The organism is Aminiphilus circumscriptus DSM 16581 (assembly GCF_000526375.1).
Lineage (GTDB): Bacteria > Synergistota > Synergistia > Synergistales > Aminiphilaceae > Aminiphilus > Aminiphilus circumscriptus.
This window is the reverse complement of record NZ_JAFY01000007.1, coordinates 533,451-549,068: the sequence shown is the minus strand read 5'-3', so window position 1 is coordinate 549,068 and position 15,618 is coordinate 533,451. Positions and strand designations below refer to the sequence as shown.

Genomic DNA, 15,618 nt, shown 5'->3' with positions numbered 1-15,618 from the left:
TGGCTCCGCCGGAGGCGGGACGGATCAGTTGGCCGTGAGAAACTCGATTTTATAGGAGTAGTTCTTGAGAACGTTCGTGAAATCGATCTGGAACGACCTGGTGCTGTTGCCCTCGAACCTATCCAGACAGAACATGAAGGTGTCCACGGTCTTGCCGTTCACGTCGAAGAGATGGAGATTGAAGCAGGCGTGCTGATAATACTCTCCCGTGGTGCTGGTGATGTTTCCGGAGCAGCGGAAGATATTGCCCGTCAGGGGCACGATGGTCACGTCGCCGTAGAGGAATCCGCCCCCCGCATCCTCCTGCGCGAAGGCGCCTCCCGCCAGCAAGAGCAGCAACAACACCGATACGAGCGATGTTCCCCATGATTTTCTCACAGTCGCCACCTCCATGTTCGCTGTTTGTCCGTCGTTTTCCCTTGAGACATCATTCCGCGGTACAGCTCTAAATCATCTAAGGGCTCCATTCTACTCTTTCTCTCGTTGGCTTGAAAGAGCCCAGGGTCCCGGGCAAAAGCGGCAAAAAGCCCGTCGGGGCGGAGGAAACGGCGCGGCAGAACACACAGGGCGGAGGAGGTTTCGTCATTCCGGGCGGCACCGTGCGCTCCGGACCAGGTTGCGCCCGCCGTTCTTCGCTTCGTAGAGCGCCGCGTCGGCTCGCCGGAGCAGCGCCCGTTCGTCCTCGTCGCCACCGAAACCGGCGACGCCGATGCTCGCCGTCACGAACACCTTCTCCGACAGAAAGGCCTCGCTCTCGAACTGTCCCCGGATCCGTTCGCAGATCTCCTCCGCGGCCTCCCGAGACGTTCCGGGGAAGAGGAGCAGAAACTCCTCGCCGCCGAGGCGGGCCGTCACGTCGTAGGAGCGGACCAGCCCGCGGAGGCGCTGTGCGGTTTCGCGGAGCACTTCGTCTCCGCCTCCATGGCCGTAGGTGTCGTTGATCTCCTTGAAGCGGTCCAGGTCGAGAACGGCCACGGAAAGGGGGGTCTTCTCCCGTCGCGACCGGGCGCACTCCTCCTCCAGGCGCTCGAGACCGGCCCGGCGATTGAGCAGCCCCGTGAGGACATCGTGGCGGGCGTTGTAGCGGAGCATCTCCTGAAGTTCCACGATGCGCCGCCCCACGTCGAGGCGGACTTTCAGCTCCTGGGGGTCGAAGGGTTTCACCACGTAGTCGTCCGCACCGGCCTCAAGCCCCCGCACCACATGTTCCTGTTCCCCCTTCACGGTAAGAAGGATCACGTAGCGATAGGGGTCCTTTTCGGAGCGGGAACTCCTCAGGCGGCGGCAGATCTCCGGCCCCTCAAGGCCCGGCATGAGCCAATCCATCAGGGCGAGGTTCGGACCATCCGCGGCCTCGAGAAGACGCAGTGCTTCCTCTCCGTCGGAGGTGCTCACCACGGCATACCCCCATTTCTTCGTCAGGCATTCCAGCATGGTACGGGTGGAAGCGTCATCCTCGGCGATCAGAATTTTCACGGCTTCCTCCTTTCGTGCCCTTCTTCTTGTTCCTGTCTCCACCCCTGGTCGGACATCCTGTCCAGAAACCGCCGCATGGCCTCGGCAGCGCGGTCGAGTTCCTCCCCGAGTTGCCGTATCGCGCTCTCCCTGAAGTCCTGTTTCTTCAAAAAATGCGTTTCTTCGATCCGTGCCGAAAGGCGCTCCACTCTCCCGGCGGCGACGTTCGCCGCCGAGCCGCGAATGGCATGGACGAGGGCATGCAGGACCGCCGGCTCCCCCGATGCCGCGGCTTCGCCGAGGGCGATCCGGAAGCGGGCCGCATCCCCGAGAAACACCCGGATCACCTGCTCCGCAAGAACGCCGTCCCCCTCCACCCGGGCGAGCAGGATCTCCGGATCGAAACGCTCCGAGTCCGGGGCATTTTCCACGGCATCCGTGCCCTGCAGCAAATCCACGCCGGCGTCGCCCGAGTGCACCGAAAGCCCTTCTCCGCTCGTCGTGCTCCTCCGGGGCACAGTCCCGTCACCTCCAAAAAGGAGCTCCCGGGCGAACACCCGGCGGAGCGACTCCCCCAGTTCCCTGGAAGAGACGGGCTTGACGAGGTAGTCGTCGATGCCCAGCGCCAGATGGCGCTCCCGGTCCCCTTTCATGGCCTGGGCCGTGACGGCGATGACGGGAAGGCGCCGCAGATGAGCCGGCGAGGCGGGATCGCGCAGGCGGCGCACCACCTCTGTTCCGTCCATGCCGGGCATGCGCATGTCCAGGAGCACCGCGTCGAACGCTTTCTCCGACAGCGCCCGGAGCGCCCCCGGCCCGTCCTCCGCGGCGACGCTTCCACACCCCAGTTTCCGGAGCAGCCCCTGGAGCACCACTCGATTGGTGGCGTTGTCGTCCACCACGAGAAGGAGCCGCCCTTCCCCGTGAAAAAGAGGGGGAACACTCGCAGCCCAGGCCTCCGCCTCTTCTCTTTCCGACGCCGTTTCGCCTTTCCGCTCCGGCGGGAGCGCGGAGGACGGGCCGGGAACCCGGAGAGGCAGGGAAACGCTGAACACCGACCCTTGTCCGACGCGGCTCTCCACGCGAATCTCGCCTCCCATGAGCTCCACGAGCTTCCGGGAGATGGCGAGCCCGAGTCCCGTACCGCCGTACCTGCGCGCCGTGGAGGCATCCGCCTGAACGAAGGCCTCGAAAAGATGTTTCCGGTTTTCCTCGGAGATGCCGATGCCCGTGTCCCGCACCGCGAAATCGAGACGGGAGCTATGGCCGTTTCCTCCCGGTACGGCGGCGGGGCTTTCGAGTGACACCTCCAGGGCAATTTCCCCACGCTCGGTGAACTTGAGGGCGTTGCCGAGAAGATTCCGCAGCACCTGAGCAAGGCGCAGGCGGTCTCCCAGAAGACGCTCGGGAAGGAAGGGGTCGGCGAGGACGCGAAACGCGAGCCCCTTGGCCTTCGCCAGGGAGGCGGTACTCCGCACCAGCTCACGGAGGAAGCCCCGAAAATCGAAGGGGGCCTCCTCCAGCTCCATCCGCCCCGCCTCGATCTTGGAGATGTCCAGCAGGTCGTTGAGAAGTCCCAACAGAGAGATGGCCTCACCGCGGACGGTCTCGACCATGGCGCGCTGCTCCGTATCGAGGAGCGTGTCGTCCAGCAGCTCCGCCATACCGAGGATGCCGTTCAGCGGCGTGCGGATCTCGTGGCTCATGTTCGCGAGAAAGAGATCCTTGGTACGGTTCAGACTCTCCGCAAGGCCGTAGAGTTCCGCGTCCTGGAGCTGACTCGCCGTGGCGTTGCACACCACCGTCAGAAAGGCCCGGGCGATGTCGGGAATGCCCGCGGGGTCCTCGCCGAGAACGCCGAAGAGAAGCCCCACGGTCCGATGGTTGGGGGTCATCATGGTGTGGAGCAGAAGCGGCTGCTCGCCTTCGGAGGAGGTGACGATGACGGGCTTGTTGCGGTCGATGGACCACGCCACGGTGCCGTCGTCGATGAGGAGCTGCAGTTCCCTTTCGAGAAACGGCAAGGTATCGCCGGGATCGCAGTAGGTGCAGGTCATGTCGAGACCGTCGCTGCTGACGAGGTGAAAAGAGACCGCGTCGAGGCGGACGAAGGAGCGCACTTTCTGGGACGCCTCGTGCAGCACCGCCGCCGGGTCCAGGGCCTTGTCCACCGGCAGCAGCGGGCCGCCGGAGCTAAGGGCCGCGTCGAGAATACGCAGGGTGGTGCGGCGCTCCTGTTGGAGGGAGCGCACCTGCTCCTCCAGGGACGCCGCCTGTTCCGAAACGCGGCGAAGCTGTTCCCGAAGCTCCCGGATCGTCTCTTCCGGCGAATCCCGAACCGTGTCGTCCGTCATGATCCGCTCCTTACGCCCCCGCCTCGCGCTGGGGGAAGAAGATGTTCATCGTCTCCTGCATCTGCCGTTCGCCCTGGACGAGAAGGGATTCGAGGGACGCCGGGGAGAGTTCCAGGGTCTTCCAGGCCTCTTTCTCCAGCATGGGAACGAACCAGGAGCCGCTCGTCCCCATGCGGAGGGCCAGGGCGAACACATCCGCCGCGTGAATCACCGCCGCGTCCTCGGGATGCTCGCAGGCGAAGGGATCGTGATGGCCGCCCACCAGATGTCCGATGGTCTCGGGAATACGCCACTCCCGAAGCAGAAGCTGACCCAGGTGGGCGTGGTCGAAGCCGAAGAGACGTTTCTCGATGCGGAAGAGAGGGATGCGGGCGTAGACGGCGAGCCGGAGCGCAAAGGTCATGAGCTCTGGCATCTTGCGGTAGAGCACCAGCCTGCCGATGTCGTGAAGAAGCCCCGCAAGGAAGTAGCGCTCCTCCGAGGGCTTGCGTTTGGCGTAGGCGAGGATGCGCGAGAAGACGCCGCAGGCGAGAGAGTGCTCCCAGAAGGAGCGCATGTCCACGTACCTCTCGGGGACATGGCGGAAGAAGTTGATGGTGGACACCGCCAGGGCGAGGGTGGTGAGTTCGTTCACGCCGATGATGGCGATGGCCCTCGGAATGGATTCGATGGGTGTGGGAAAACCGTAGAAGGAGCTGTTCACCAGGCGGAGAAGCCGGGCGGAAAGGCTGGGGTCCTTGCTCACCACCTCGCCGATGTGCGCGGCGGAGCTGACCGGCGACTCCAGCACTTCCTTGATCTTGAAGTAGATATCGGGATAGGAGACGAGCCGGACCTCGTTCCGGACCAGCGTGTAGGGAGAGATGGGCTCCAGGGGAAGCCCATCCCGCAGGGGCATCTGGGGAGGACGGTCACCCCGCTCCGGAAGCTCCGGGAGGGAGATGCCTTCCTTCAGCTTGCGGGCCGTTCGGAGTACGCAGAGCCGCCGCAGCTCCCGCATGCAGTCGTCCCCGTAGGCCGCGGGGGGAAAGTAACTGTCAACGATCTCGTCGCTCCGGCGGCGCAGTTCCTCCTCGTTCAGGGCGAACTCCTCCGGAAGGGTGATTTCCTCCCCGCCCTTCTCCACATCCACCTCCGACACGCCCCAGACCTTGAGCATGCGGACATGGGCACTCCTCACCACGGCGCCCCTGGCGAGAATCATCCGCCCGTTCGGCGCGTGGAGATCGTTCGCGAGGACCATGCCCTCCGCAAGGGCGTTGACGGTGATCAGCGCCACGGACACCGCCGCCCTTCCATGGGGGCTTTCATTTCGGATCCTCCGGCGCTTTCGAGGCCGACGCTTCCGGATCCTCCGGCTCCACTCCCTCCAGCAGGGGAACGTAGCGGCAGAAATCGTACCACTCGTCCTCGTGGAGATTTCCGCTTTTTCGCCGCACCAGGAGGCGCTCGCCGAAGAACGGCCCGGCGAGGGGGACGACGAGAACCCCTGTCCCGGAAAGCTGTTCCATCCAGGCAGGTTCCACCTCCTCCGCCGCGGCGGAGACGACGATGCCGTCGTAGGGCGCGCCGGGCGCCCATCCGAAGCGTCCATCCGCTGTGCGGATCTCTCCGGCGAGCCCCAGGGAATCGAGCCGCTTTCGCGCCACAAGGGCCAGGGCTTCGATGCGTTCAAGACCGATCACCCGCATGCCCATGGCGGCGAGCACCGCCGTTTGGTAGCCCGACCCGGCACCGACTTCGAGCACATTGCCTCCCTCGGGAAGGCAAAGAAGTTCCGTGACCCGGGCCACCATGTAGGGCTGGGAGATGGTCTGCCCGTACCCGATGGAAAGCGGCCGGTCCTCATAGGCGGCTCCGGCGACAGCCTCGGGCACGAAAACATGCCGCGGCACGGAACGCATGGCGGCGCACACCCGCGGATCCGCGATACCCCGTGCCTCTATCTGCCTCCGGACCATGAGGTCCGCGGCCTTTTGCCACCCGGCTTCGTCGCGGTGCATTCCGGACCCCCCTTCCCGGAGTCCTTTATCCCACATTTTTTCAGGCTTGTCGCAAACTTTTCCCCAACGCATCCCATGCATTCCCGAACACCCGGCACCGCCGAAGGCACTGCCCCCCGCGGGGGAACGCCGCGCCGTTCGCTCCTTCTAGAAAAAGCGCGCCGCGCCCGTCGCATCGGCGGACGCCTCGATCCATGCGGAAACGCGTCCCATGCGGAAGTCCAGGAGCGTCTCCACGAAGTCTCGTTGCAGCAGGGGATTTTCCGTCCACCCGAAGAGATGGCTCGGGCAAGCGCAGTCCGACGACCCGAAACCGGGAACGCGCCACGCCGCGAGCGGAGCCAACGCCTCCGCCAGAGCGCACTCCAGGTCCTCCCCGGTACGGACGGGAAGCGCCGCGACGAACGCCGCATGTTCCCGAAGCCAGTCGATGTGCCAGTGCAGCGTCTTGCGGCGCCGACGGTGCCGCGCCGTCCGCGCCGCAAGGTGCCGCACCGCGGAGCCGACGTACACGTAATATCCTTCCCGGAAGAGCAGCGCGCCGAGTCGGCCCGTCTCGATCTCCCGCGCCTCGGGAAGGTGCAGCACCAGGAGGTAGGCCCCGCCGTCCCGGCACTCCGCCTCGGCGACATCCCAGGGAATGGCGAGCTGCCGCACGGGACCATCCCGGTCGAGGGCGGGAATGCCCCCGCGCTCCCGCCAGTCCACTCCGACCGCCGTGATGTCGAGGGCGTGCCGCGCCTCCAGAAGCGCCTTGGAAAAGGCGTAGTCCGTGTGGTAGTCCGGCAGAAAGAAGCGCACGTCCCCGGACTGAACGACGAAAAGAACGCCGCAGCGGTATCCCTCCCGGGTGAGTTCCGTGAGTTCCTCCACATGTTTTCGCCCCCGGGCGGTCTCCGCGTCCGGAAACATGGCGAGTTCCCGGTGAAACAGGGTGCAGGACTTGACCTCCAGAAGAAAGGGTACCCCGTCCTTGCGCAGAAGAAAATCGAAGCGACTGTTTCCGAGGGAATACTCCGCCTGGAGCACCTCCGCCCCTTCCAGGCCGGGAACGAGGTTGTTCCGCAGAAGATACGCCGCCAGGGCGTTGGTGCGGATGGTGTCCACCATGACCCAGCTCTCTCCCCTAGCCACGGCTAGAACGCGACAGGCCAACTTACCCCCCTGGCGCGGAGCCAAGAGAAGCGGTGCCCCGGGAAGGAGAAGCTCGCGGAGTTTTCCCGGATTCGGCAGGTGAGCCCGCAGGGGAAGTCCTTCCACAAGACACTCCACCTCGAAACGATTGTGCCGCCGGAGAAAAGCTCCCTCCACACCGTGCCCCTGTGACACAAGGAGAAAAGGTTCCGCGCCGTCGTCGCGGAACCTGCGGAACCGTTCCTCCCGGAAGGGAACATTCCCGGGAAACTTCCCCATGAAGTCAGGCATGTTCCGGCGCCTCTTCAAAAGATGAGGTTGAGCAGCATGACCAGGCCGAAGAGAATACCCATGAACCAGAGAAGCGCCCTGGAGAGCACCCGGGAAAGGACGTTCAGCGGCCACGGAGCGATCTTCGCCCAGTCGGCGCACTTGGCCTCCAGAGAGAGACTCGGCACGGCGAGGAGAACGAACAGGTACATGACCAGAGTGTTCACCAGGCCGAAGATGCTCACCACGAGGGCGAGCAGCAGGATGAGGAAAATCGCCAGGGCGTTCCCCACCCCGCGGAGATATCGGGAAGTTTCCGAGAGAGATGCCACTGCGTCGCGCTCCTTCCGCCGGAACGGACAGGGATTTCTGTCCGGATAAAGCCGCCATGCCGTAGACCTACGGCCCCCGGAGACAATTCGTCCGCGAAACCGGAAAGATCCGGCTGGATGCGTTTTGTCCGCGCCAGCGACATTTCCAGGGCGGCGAAATTGCCCCCTGATGCACTGTACCTTGCCGCCGCCCGACACGTTCCGAGGACGTGCGTAGTGCTGCTCATATGTTGATCATACCCCGTTCTTTTCGTAACGATTGTAGTCCCCGCAAGAACCGTGCGTCAAGGCGCACGAGGCGTTCCACGAAACCGGACAACGCGAGCGTTACTTTTCACGTTCACGGGAGCAAGAGATGCAACACGTCACCCGGAACACCCACGGGTGGTCTCCATTCATGGTTGCATGCGTCAGTCGTACAAAAGAGGTGCGAAAGATGGAACATGTCGTTGCAGAAATTTCGGCGGTACGGACGGCGACGGGTGACGCATCGCTTCGATTCGGAGCGACACCGGGTGTTGCGGTTTGAACGACGCCATGGGAGGAACGTGCGCAAGGACCTTTACCTTTATGCGGAGCACGAAAAACGGGGGACAGCGCAGGCCGCCGAGCCGGAGTGCCGTCACGCTCCGGGATGTTTTTTTCCTCACGCACCACACCCCTCGACCGGGTTGACGAAAGGGCAGTGCTTTCGTACAGTCTCGCTGAGAGGCGAAATCAGACGGAACATTCCGCACCCTTGGAGAGATCGCACCACGCCGGAAGGAGGAGCGCTCATGACAGAAAGAGCAGGCACGCCGGTTTCCCGGGATTCGCTCGTCAACATACCGCGTCTCATCGCCGCCTACTACACGAGACGTCCGGATCCGGACAACCCCGCGCACCGGGTCGTCTTCGGCACCTCGGGTCACCGGGGATCGTCGTTCACCAACAGCTTTAACGAGGGACACGTGGCGGCCATCTGTCGCGCCATCTGCGAGCTTCGGAGAGATCGCGGCATCACCGGACCGCTCTTTCTCGGAATGGACACCCACGCCCTCTCCGAGGCGGCGTTCGTCACCGCCGTGGAGGTATTCGCCGCGGAAGGGACGGACATCATGATCCAGGCCGGCTTCGGTGCCACACCCACGCCGGTGATCTCCCACGCCATCCTCACCTTCAACAGGGGACGGCGGGACGGGTTCGCCGACGGCGTGGTCATCACCCCTTCGCACAACCCGCCCGAAGACGGAGGAATCAAGTACAACCCACCATCGGGCGGCCCCGCGGACACAGAGACCACGAAACGCATCCAGGACAGGGCTAACGAACTCCTCGGCTCGGAAAAGACCCGGGGCATTCCCATCGAACGGGCACTTAAAGCCGATACCACGCACGTGCACGACTACATCATCCACTACGTGAGGGACCTGAGAAATGTAGTGGATCTCGACGCAATCGCCCACTCGGGGCTGCATCTGGGCGTGGACCCCATGGGCGGCTCGGGACTCGCCTTCTGGGAGCCCATCGCAGATCTCTACGGCCTGCACCTCGACGTGGTGAACCCCTTCCTGGACCCAACCTTCTCCTTCATGACCCTCGACAGGGACGGAAAAATCCGCATGGACTGCTCTTCCCCCTGGGCCATGGCGCGGCTCGTAGAGATGAAGGACGACTTCGACATCGCCTTCGGCAACGATCCTGACTACGACCGCCACGGCATCGTCACTCCCGACGGAGGGTTGCTGAACCCCAACCACTATCTCGCCTCCGCGGTGTGGTATCTCTTCCGGAACCGGGAGCAATGGAACCCCGCGTGCCGAATCGGCAAGACTCTCGTGACCAGCTCCATGCTCGACCGCGTCGCGGCGGCTCTCGGAAGGACGGTTCTCGAAGTTCCCGTGGGGTTCAAGTGGTTCGTGGACGGCCTGCTGGAGGGCACCTGCGCCTTCGGCGGCGAGGAGAGCGCGGGGGCGTCCTTCCTGCGGAGGGACGGAACGGTCTGGACCACCGACAAGGACGGGTTCATCATGGACCTTCTCGCGGCGGAAATTACCGCCCGGAGCGGAAAAACCCCCTCCGAACTCTACGGCAAGCTGGAAGAGCGCTTCGGCGCGTCCCGTTACGAACGGCAGGACATCCCTGCCACGGCGGAACAGAAGAAGCGTCTCGCCGCGCTCGATCCCTCGGCGATCAACGTGGCATACCTCGCGGGCGAGCCCATCACCGCCGTCCTGTCGAAAGCGCCGGGAAACGGCGCACCCATCGGCGGCATCAAGGTGACAACCGAAAACGGCTGGTTTGCCGCCCGCCCCTCCGGAACGGAGGACCTCTACAAGATCTACGCGGAGAGCTTCCTCGGCGAAGAACACCTGCAACGCCTTCTCGAGGAAGCCCGGGCGGTGGTGGCGCGGGCCTTTTCCGGCGCCTGACGCCCCGGTACGGAAGGACGCACCGAAAAAATCCTTCCGTGACCATTTGTCGGGACCTTTGCCGGGGCACTTCCGGCGCGTCATTGTCCGGGTCCGAACGAACGAAAGAAGCGCAATGCGGCAAGAGAAAAGGGAGGGAACACGCTTCCTTTTCTCCTGCCGCATTTCAGTGTCATCCATACGTGGCGACGAAGAGACGCCCCGTCGCTCCGGGACGTTTTCTTCTCTCCCGGGAAAAGCGCTCTTCTCTCAAGATGTCTTTTTGTCGGCTTCTCCGAAAAGATGCGGATTGTTTCCCATGACCAGGAATCGCGGTGGCATTTTCGCTATCAGCAACGCAACAAGAACGGCGCTCGCCACCTTGTCCACGAGATTGCCCGTGATGCGGGGAAGAAAGGCTGCGGTAAAGATCTTGTGCCCGCTCTGGTACAGCCAGAGGAAGAAAAAATCCGTCCCGCCGCCGGTGAGACCGCCGTAGATCCAGACGGCAATGGGCGTTCCGATGAGCGGGGCAAGGACGGCAAGACACAGCCCCACACCGACGGAGACGGGAAGAGTGAAACGGATCTTTCGGGAGACCACTCCCACGAAGAGTCCGATGGCCATGTTCACCAGCGCGAAGGGAATGTCGCGGGGATTGGTGAGAATGCCCTGGACGACGTTCGTCACCAGCCCGATGAGAACACCGTAGAACGGTCCAAACAGCACAGCGCCGAAGATGGTTCCGATCGTATCCAAAAACAGCAGCGGAATCTGGAGCGACTGCACCAGCGTTCCGAAAACGAGGTTCATGACGACACACAGGGACGCGAAGATCATTTGAAACGTACTTTTGCTCATGGTAGAAAATTCCTCCTCGGCAAACGTATCGCTGCGTCGCGGCGTCTCTTGCCCCGGAAGAACAGGACACCGATTTCCCTCCTACGCCTCGCTGGACATTCCGTCGGCATCGTGACGGAATTTCCGTCTCACCTCCCGCCACGTCGTTCCCTCCGAGGACTCCTCGTCCACTGCGGAAAAGGGAAGGAAGATTCCTCTCTCCGACAGCAGGACACGCAATTCCGCCATGAAGATCCCCTCTCCCCGGCAACGCCGCAGAGCGTTTCGGGAGCGCTCGACAAAGCCTCCGATGGAGATCTCCCCTCCCTCGTATCCCGAACAGGAGAAGAAGACGCCGCAGGATGGACTCCCGTCCACGCCGACAACTCCTTCAACGCTGTGACCGGAACGCAGGTGGCTCTCCAACTGGTCCATCGTACCGGTAAGAAGACATCGGCAGTGGCGCCGAAAGGCGGTCGTGTCATACTGTTCGCGGGTCATGCCCCAACGTGCTCCGCCCAGGAAGGTCGCTTCCGGACACGGAAGCTGTATCACGCCGACTCCTTCCTCAAAGAGGGGAAGGACGAAAGAAAGGAGCGCTCCAGGGTACTCGGCGAGACCCTTCACCTTGGCATCCGCATTCAAAAGACAGTGGGCAAGAACGACGACGGATCCGTTTCGGCGCATTTGGACATTCCTCTTTTCCTCCATCCGAATCCCGAAGAACGATGCATCCTCCGGGGTGTCTTTTCTGCGAAGTGCATTTCCCTCCGAAAGCGGAAATGTTCGCCAAGAACATAAAGGCATAGTCTTTATTCCATATACCTTGTCCTTCGTGACTTTGTCAATCACCGATATCGGACGATTCCGCAAAAGGGCGGCCCCGGATCCCGGGACCGCCCTTTTGTCCATAATCATCGCAGAGAGCGACACCGCCGCACCTCAGGTCGTCATCGCTTCTCCGCGCCGTCTTCGTCGCATCGCGGCCCTCCCGGAAGGTGCTCCAGAAAATCCCCAAGGAGCTGCTCCACCACCCACCGCTTGTACTCAGGGGTGCTGCGGGGTGCCACCTCCTCGGCGGCGCGGCGGCACGCCTCTCTGCGCGTCGCCGCATCGGCAGTGCGTCCAAGGAGAAACCGTCCGGTCCGTTCGAGGAGACGCACCGTCGGCGCGGCGCTTCCCACGGCAATCCGGGCGTGGACGATGCGCCCTTCCGCATCGGTGTCGAGGGAGGCCGCCACCGTCACTCTGGAGATGGTGAGAGCGCTTCGGGAACCCACCTTGCGGAAAGACTGGAAATTCCGATAGCGTTCCGCCTGCTCCCGTCCCATCCGGAAGGGGACGAGAATCTTCGTGAGCAGTTCGTCCCCGGCAAGAACGGTCTTCCGGTAGGAAGTGACGAACTCTTCAAGGGGGATGGTCCTCGTGCCCCTGACACTTTCAAGCACCACAGACGCGCCGAGGACGAGCAGGGCGGGCGGTGAATCCGCCGCGGTGGAGGCTCCGGCAAGGTTGCCGCCGATGGTGGCCCTGTTGCGAATGGCCGGCGCACCGAAGGAAAGCGCCGCCTCCGCGAGGGCGGGGAAAGATTTCCGAACCACCGCGTTTTTCGCCACTGCGTCCATGGATGTCCCCGCCCGGATCTCCAAAAGATCCTCCCGCTCGAAGATGCCCCGGAGATCCGGGATGTCCAGGATGTTCAGAATGCATTCCGGAACCGCCTCTCCGTTCCCAGGGACCATCAGATCCGTCCCCCCGGCGAAGAGCGTGGGAGGCGCGTCCGCATCGGCGAGCATCCGGAGGGTCTCGTCGATGCTTTGGGGAAACAGGACCCGTGGAGAGTCCCCATCGCAGGGAAACGGCGGTCCGTCGGAGCGGAAACCGCGTTTCTCTCGTGTTCCTTGCCCGTCCGGCGTCGTCGCCTCCTCCGGCGATGCGGCGGCGCACTTCTCCACCGCCGCCACGACCCGTTCGTAACCGGTGCAGCGGCAGAGGCTCCCCGAGAGACCCGCCCGGATCTCCTCCCGGTTCGGGTGGGGGTTCTCGTTCAGCAGCGCCCGGGACGCCAGAATGAGGCCAGGGGTGCAGAAACCGCACTGCACCGCCCCTTCTTCCAGAAAGGCGTTCTGGAGTGGATCGGGGTTTTCCTTCGACCCCAGCCCTTCGATGGTGACGACCTCCCGCCCGTGGAGCTGAAAAGCGGGGACAAGACAGGAATTGACGAGCATTCCGTCGAGAAAGACCGCGCAGGCGCCGCACTCTCCCTCGCCACATCCTTCCTTCGTACCCGTAAGTCCCAGGTCCTCCCGCAGGATCTTCAGAAGAGAGCGCAGCGGCGGCACCCGGAGCATCTGTTCGGTTCCATTCACCAGCAGGGAAATTCTCATGCCCCGTCTCCCTCCGATTCCTTCGCGCAGTTCCGTTTTTCCCTCGCCGCAAGCCTCTCCAGGAGTTTCGCCGGTGAAAGAGGTATTTCGTCGCAGAAGACGCCAAGGGCATCCTCCAGAGCAGCCAGAAGCGCCGGAGCGCCTCCGTCCATGGGAAGTTCCCCCAATCCCTTCGCGCCGAAGGGGCCGTGCCGGGTGGGCAGTTCCTCGAAACGCACCGAGAACTCCGGCGCATCCACTGCGGTGGGAATAAGGCAGGTGGCCATGCGGTCGTTCCGGAACCGGCCTCCGCCGTAGCCCATGTCCTCCAGATAGGCGTAGCCCAGAGCCTGGAGCGTTCCTCCTTCGGCCTGTCCCGCAGCGAGAACGGGGTTCACCGCCCGGCCGATCTCAAGCACCGTGGTAACCTTCCTCGGACGGATCTCCAGCGTCGTCGCGTCCACATCCACGCAAGCGACATCGGCCCCCCAAGAATAAGCCTTGTAGGCATCCCCGGAAAACGCCTCTTCATTCCAGGAAAATCCCTCCGGAGGAGTGTAGGTCGCCTCCGACACAAGAGGCCCACCGCTCTCGCGCACATAGCGGGAGAGGAGGGTCGCCATGTCCCCGAACCGCTCCTCCCCGGCAAAGAAATAGCCGTCCTTGGAGTAGACCTCCCGGCCCGCCGTGTCGAACCACTCCTTCGCCGCCGCTTCGAGACGCCGGAGCATGGTCCGGCAGGCGTCCAGAAGCACGCGTCCCACCACGAACACCGTCCGGGAGGCCACGGTGGGACCACTGTCCGGAACCAGCCCCGTCTCGGGAGGGACGTGGCGCACCTTGCCCAGGGGGAGCGCAAGTGCCTGGGCGACAATCTGGCAGAGCACGGTGGACGCTCCCTGTCCCATCTCCGTGCTGGAGACGAAGATTTCCACGTTTGCCTCTTCGTCCGCGGTGAGCCGCACCCGGCCGGCGATGCGTTCTTCTCCGCTTCCTGTGAACCCGCCACCGTGGAGGAAGAGGGAGAGCCCCACCCCGCGCCACACGCGCCTTCCCCGTTCGTCCCTGCAGGATTTCGGAGCGGCCTTCAGTGCCTCGTAATCGGAGAGCGCCACTGCCTTTTCAAGAACCAGGGACGCTCCTGCCTCCTCCTCGAGAACCTGACCAAAGGGAAGCGTGTCTTTTGTCCGGAGGACGTTCTTCCGTCGAATTTCAAGAGGCGAAATGCCTAGCTCCGCGGCGATGCGGTCCATCTGGCGTTCCATGGCGAAGAGGCTCTGGGGGGCACCGAATCCGCGGAAGGCTCCGTTGGGGGGAGTGTTGGTCCCGAGTGCCCATCCCCGAATTGTCGCGGCGGGAACGCGATAGGCACCGCAGGCATGGAGCATGCACCGGGAGAGCACCACAGGGCTCAGCGTGACATAGGCTCCGCCGTCCAGGTAGATGTCAATCTCCGCGCCGAGGAGCGTTCCGTCCTTCCGCACTCCCGTACGGTGAAAGATGAGCGAGGGGTGGCGCTTGGTGGTTACGCCGATGTCCGTCCGCCGGTCGAGAATCATCCGCACAGGCTTTCCCGAGGCGAGTGCCAAAAGCGCCGCCTGTACGGCAAGCACCGATGGATAGTCCTCCTTCCCTCCGAAGGCGCCTCCCGTAACGGCCTGACGGACCACCACCCGTTCGGGGGGAAGGGCAAGGGCCTTCGTCAGTGCCCCGTGCACGTAGTAGGGGCACTGCAAGGACCCCGTCACCTCCACGCCCCCACTCTCTCCGGGAAAGGCGATCATTCCCTGGGGCTCCAGATACATGTGCTCTTGGTGCCCCGTCCGGTAGACTCCTTCCACGACGAGATCGGCTTCCTCAAAGGCCGACGCAGTGTCCCCGCCGGAAAATGCGTAGGAGGCGAGCACGTGTTCCCGGGAGAGCGCAAGGCGCTCCTGGGCTTCGTCGAGAGAGAGCAGGGCGGGAAGTTCCTCCACGTCCAGATGCACCGCCGCCATCGCCGCCGCGAGAATCGCCCTGTCCGGGGCGGCCAAAAGCGCCACGGGCTCCCCGAAGAACCGGATCTCCTCCGCCGCGACGATGGGATGGTCGTCCCGGATCATGTGCACCACGTTCGGTCCGGGCAGCGTCCGGGCCGTCACGACGGCGACACGGCTCCAGTCGAAGGCGGGATCGAAGCGGATTTCCCGGAGACGCCCCCGGCAAACGGGAGAGCGCACCACATCACCAAACCATGCTCCGGGAACAGCAATGTCGTCGGTAAAACGGGCCGTCCCGGACACCTTCTCCCATCCCTCGATGCGGGAACAGGACACGCCCACCGGCGAAAACAGTCGGTCTTCCACGGGCAGACCTCCTTCTGCACTTGGTCTCGTTCGCCTTTACGAGAGCACCCCACTAAAAGGGGATACCCGAGCAGGCGTCCTTCCACGATGGTCTTGGATAGGTCGTGTCCCTTCGGGCAGCCCGGATCT

Annotated in this window: 12 protein-coding genes; 1 reads left to right on the top strand and 11 read right to left on the bottom strand. The window is 63.7% G+C overall.

What is annotated here, in order from left to right; genetic code table 11:
* Nucleotides 1-24: 24 nt before the first annotated feature.
* From K349_RS0113375 to K349_RS0113345, 7 genes are all read right to left on the bottom strand, one after another.
* Complete coding sequence (locus K349_RS0113375) at nt 25-378, bottom strand: hypothetical protein (RefSeq protein ID WP_029166272.1); 354 nt, start codon at nt 376-378, stop codon at nt 25-27.
* Between the two features lie 204 nt (nt 379-582).
* Entirely contained in the window at nt 583-1,476 is an 894-nt protein-coding gene (locus K349_RS0113370; protein WP_029166271.1) for a GGDEF domain-containing response regulator, read from the bottom strand.
* The gene (locus K349_RS17285; protein ID WP_029166270.1) at nt 1,473-3,809 is read right to left on the bottom strand and encodes an ATP-binding protein; all 2,337 of its coding nucleotides are present in this window, start codon (nt 3,807-3,809) and stop codon (nt 1,473-1,475) included. Before K349_RS17285 ends, K349_RS0113370 begins: the two co-directional genes overlap by 4 nt.
* A 10-nt stretch (nt 3,810-3,819) precedes the next feature.
* Entirely contained in the window at nt 3,820-5,094 is a 1,275-nt protein-coding gene (locus K349_RS0113360; RefSeq protein ID WP_245588059.1) for an HDOD domain-containing protein, read from the bottom strand.
* Between the two features lie 22 nt (nt 5,095-5,116).
* The gene (locus K349_RS0113355; RefSeq protein ID WP_029166268.1) at nt 5,117-5,812 is read right to left on the bottom strand and encodes a protein-L-isoaspartate(D-aspartate) O-methyltransferase; all 696 of its coding nucleotides are present in this window, start codon (nt 5,810-5,812) and stop codon (nt 5,117-5,119) included.
* Between the two features lie 147 nt (nt 5,813-5,959).
* Nucleotides 5,960-7,237: a DNA/RNA nuclease SfsA gene (sfsA, locus tag K349_RS0113350; protein ID WP_211240367.1), complete on the bottom strand. Its 1,278-nt coding sequence runs from the start codon at nt 7,235-7,237 to the stop codon at nt 5,960-5,962.
* A gap of 14 nt (nt 7,238-7,251) precedes the next feature.
* On the bottom strand, nt 7,252-7,548 hold the full coding sequence (locus K349_RS0113345; protein ID WP_029166266.1) for a hypothetical protein: 297 nt from the start codon (nt 7,546-7,548) through the stop codon (nt 7,252-7,254).
* A 776-nt stretch (nt 7,549-8,324) separates the two neighbouring features.
* Here K349_RS0113345 and pgm point away from each other — a divergent pair.
* The gene (gene pgm / locus K349_RS0113340) at nt 8,325-9,959 is read left to right on the top strand and encodes a phosphoglucomutase (alpha-D-glucose-1,6-bisphosphate-dependent) (protein ID WP_029166265.1); all 1,635 of its coding nucleotides are present in this window, start codon (nt 8,325-8,327) and stop codon (nt 9,957-9,959) included.
* Between the two features lie 249 nt (nt 9,960-10,208).
* Here pgm and K349_RS0113335 read toward each other — a convergent pair whose 3' ends face one another.
* The 4 genes from K349_RS0113335 to K349_RS0113320 form a co-directional block, all read right to left on the bottom strand.
* Nucleotides 10,209-10,799, bottom strand: coding sequence for a CD3073 family putative ECF transporter S component (locus K349_RS0113335; RefSeq protein ID WP_029166264.1), 591 nt, complete (start codon nt 10,797-10,799; stop codon nt 10,209-10,211).
* An 81-nt stretch (nt 10,800-10,880) separates the two neighbouring features.
* Nucleotides 10,881-11,465, bottom strand: a complete 585-nt coding sequence (locus tag K349_RS0113330; RefSeq protein ID WP_029166263.1) for a CD3072 family TudS-related putative desulfidase — start codon at nt 11,463-11,465, stop codon at nt 10,881-10,883.
* A gap of 263 nt (nt 11,466-11,728) precedes the next feature.
* Nucleotides 11,729-13,165, bottom strand: coding sequence for an FAD binding domain-containing protein (locus K349_RS0113325; protein ID WP_029166262.1), 1,437 nt, complete (start codon nt 13,163-13,165; stop codon nt 11,729-11,731).
* On the bottom strand, nt 13,162-15,489 hold the full coding sequence (locus K349_RS0113320) for a xanthine dehydrogenase family protein molybdopterin-binding subunit (RefSeq protein WP_029166261.1): 2,328 nt from the start codon (nt 15,487-15,489) through the stop codon (nt 13,162-13,164). The genes K349_RS0113325 and K349_RS0113320 overlap by 4 nt, the downstream gene beginning before the upstream one ends.
* Nucleotides 15,490-15,618: the final 129 nt, after the last annotated feature.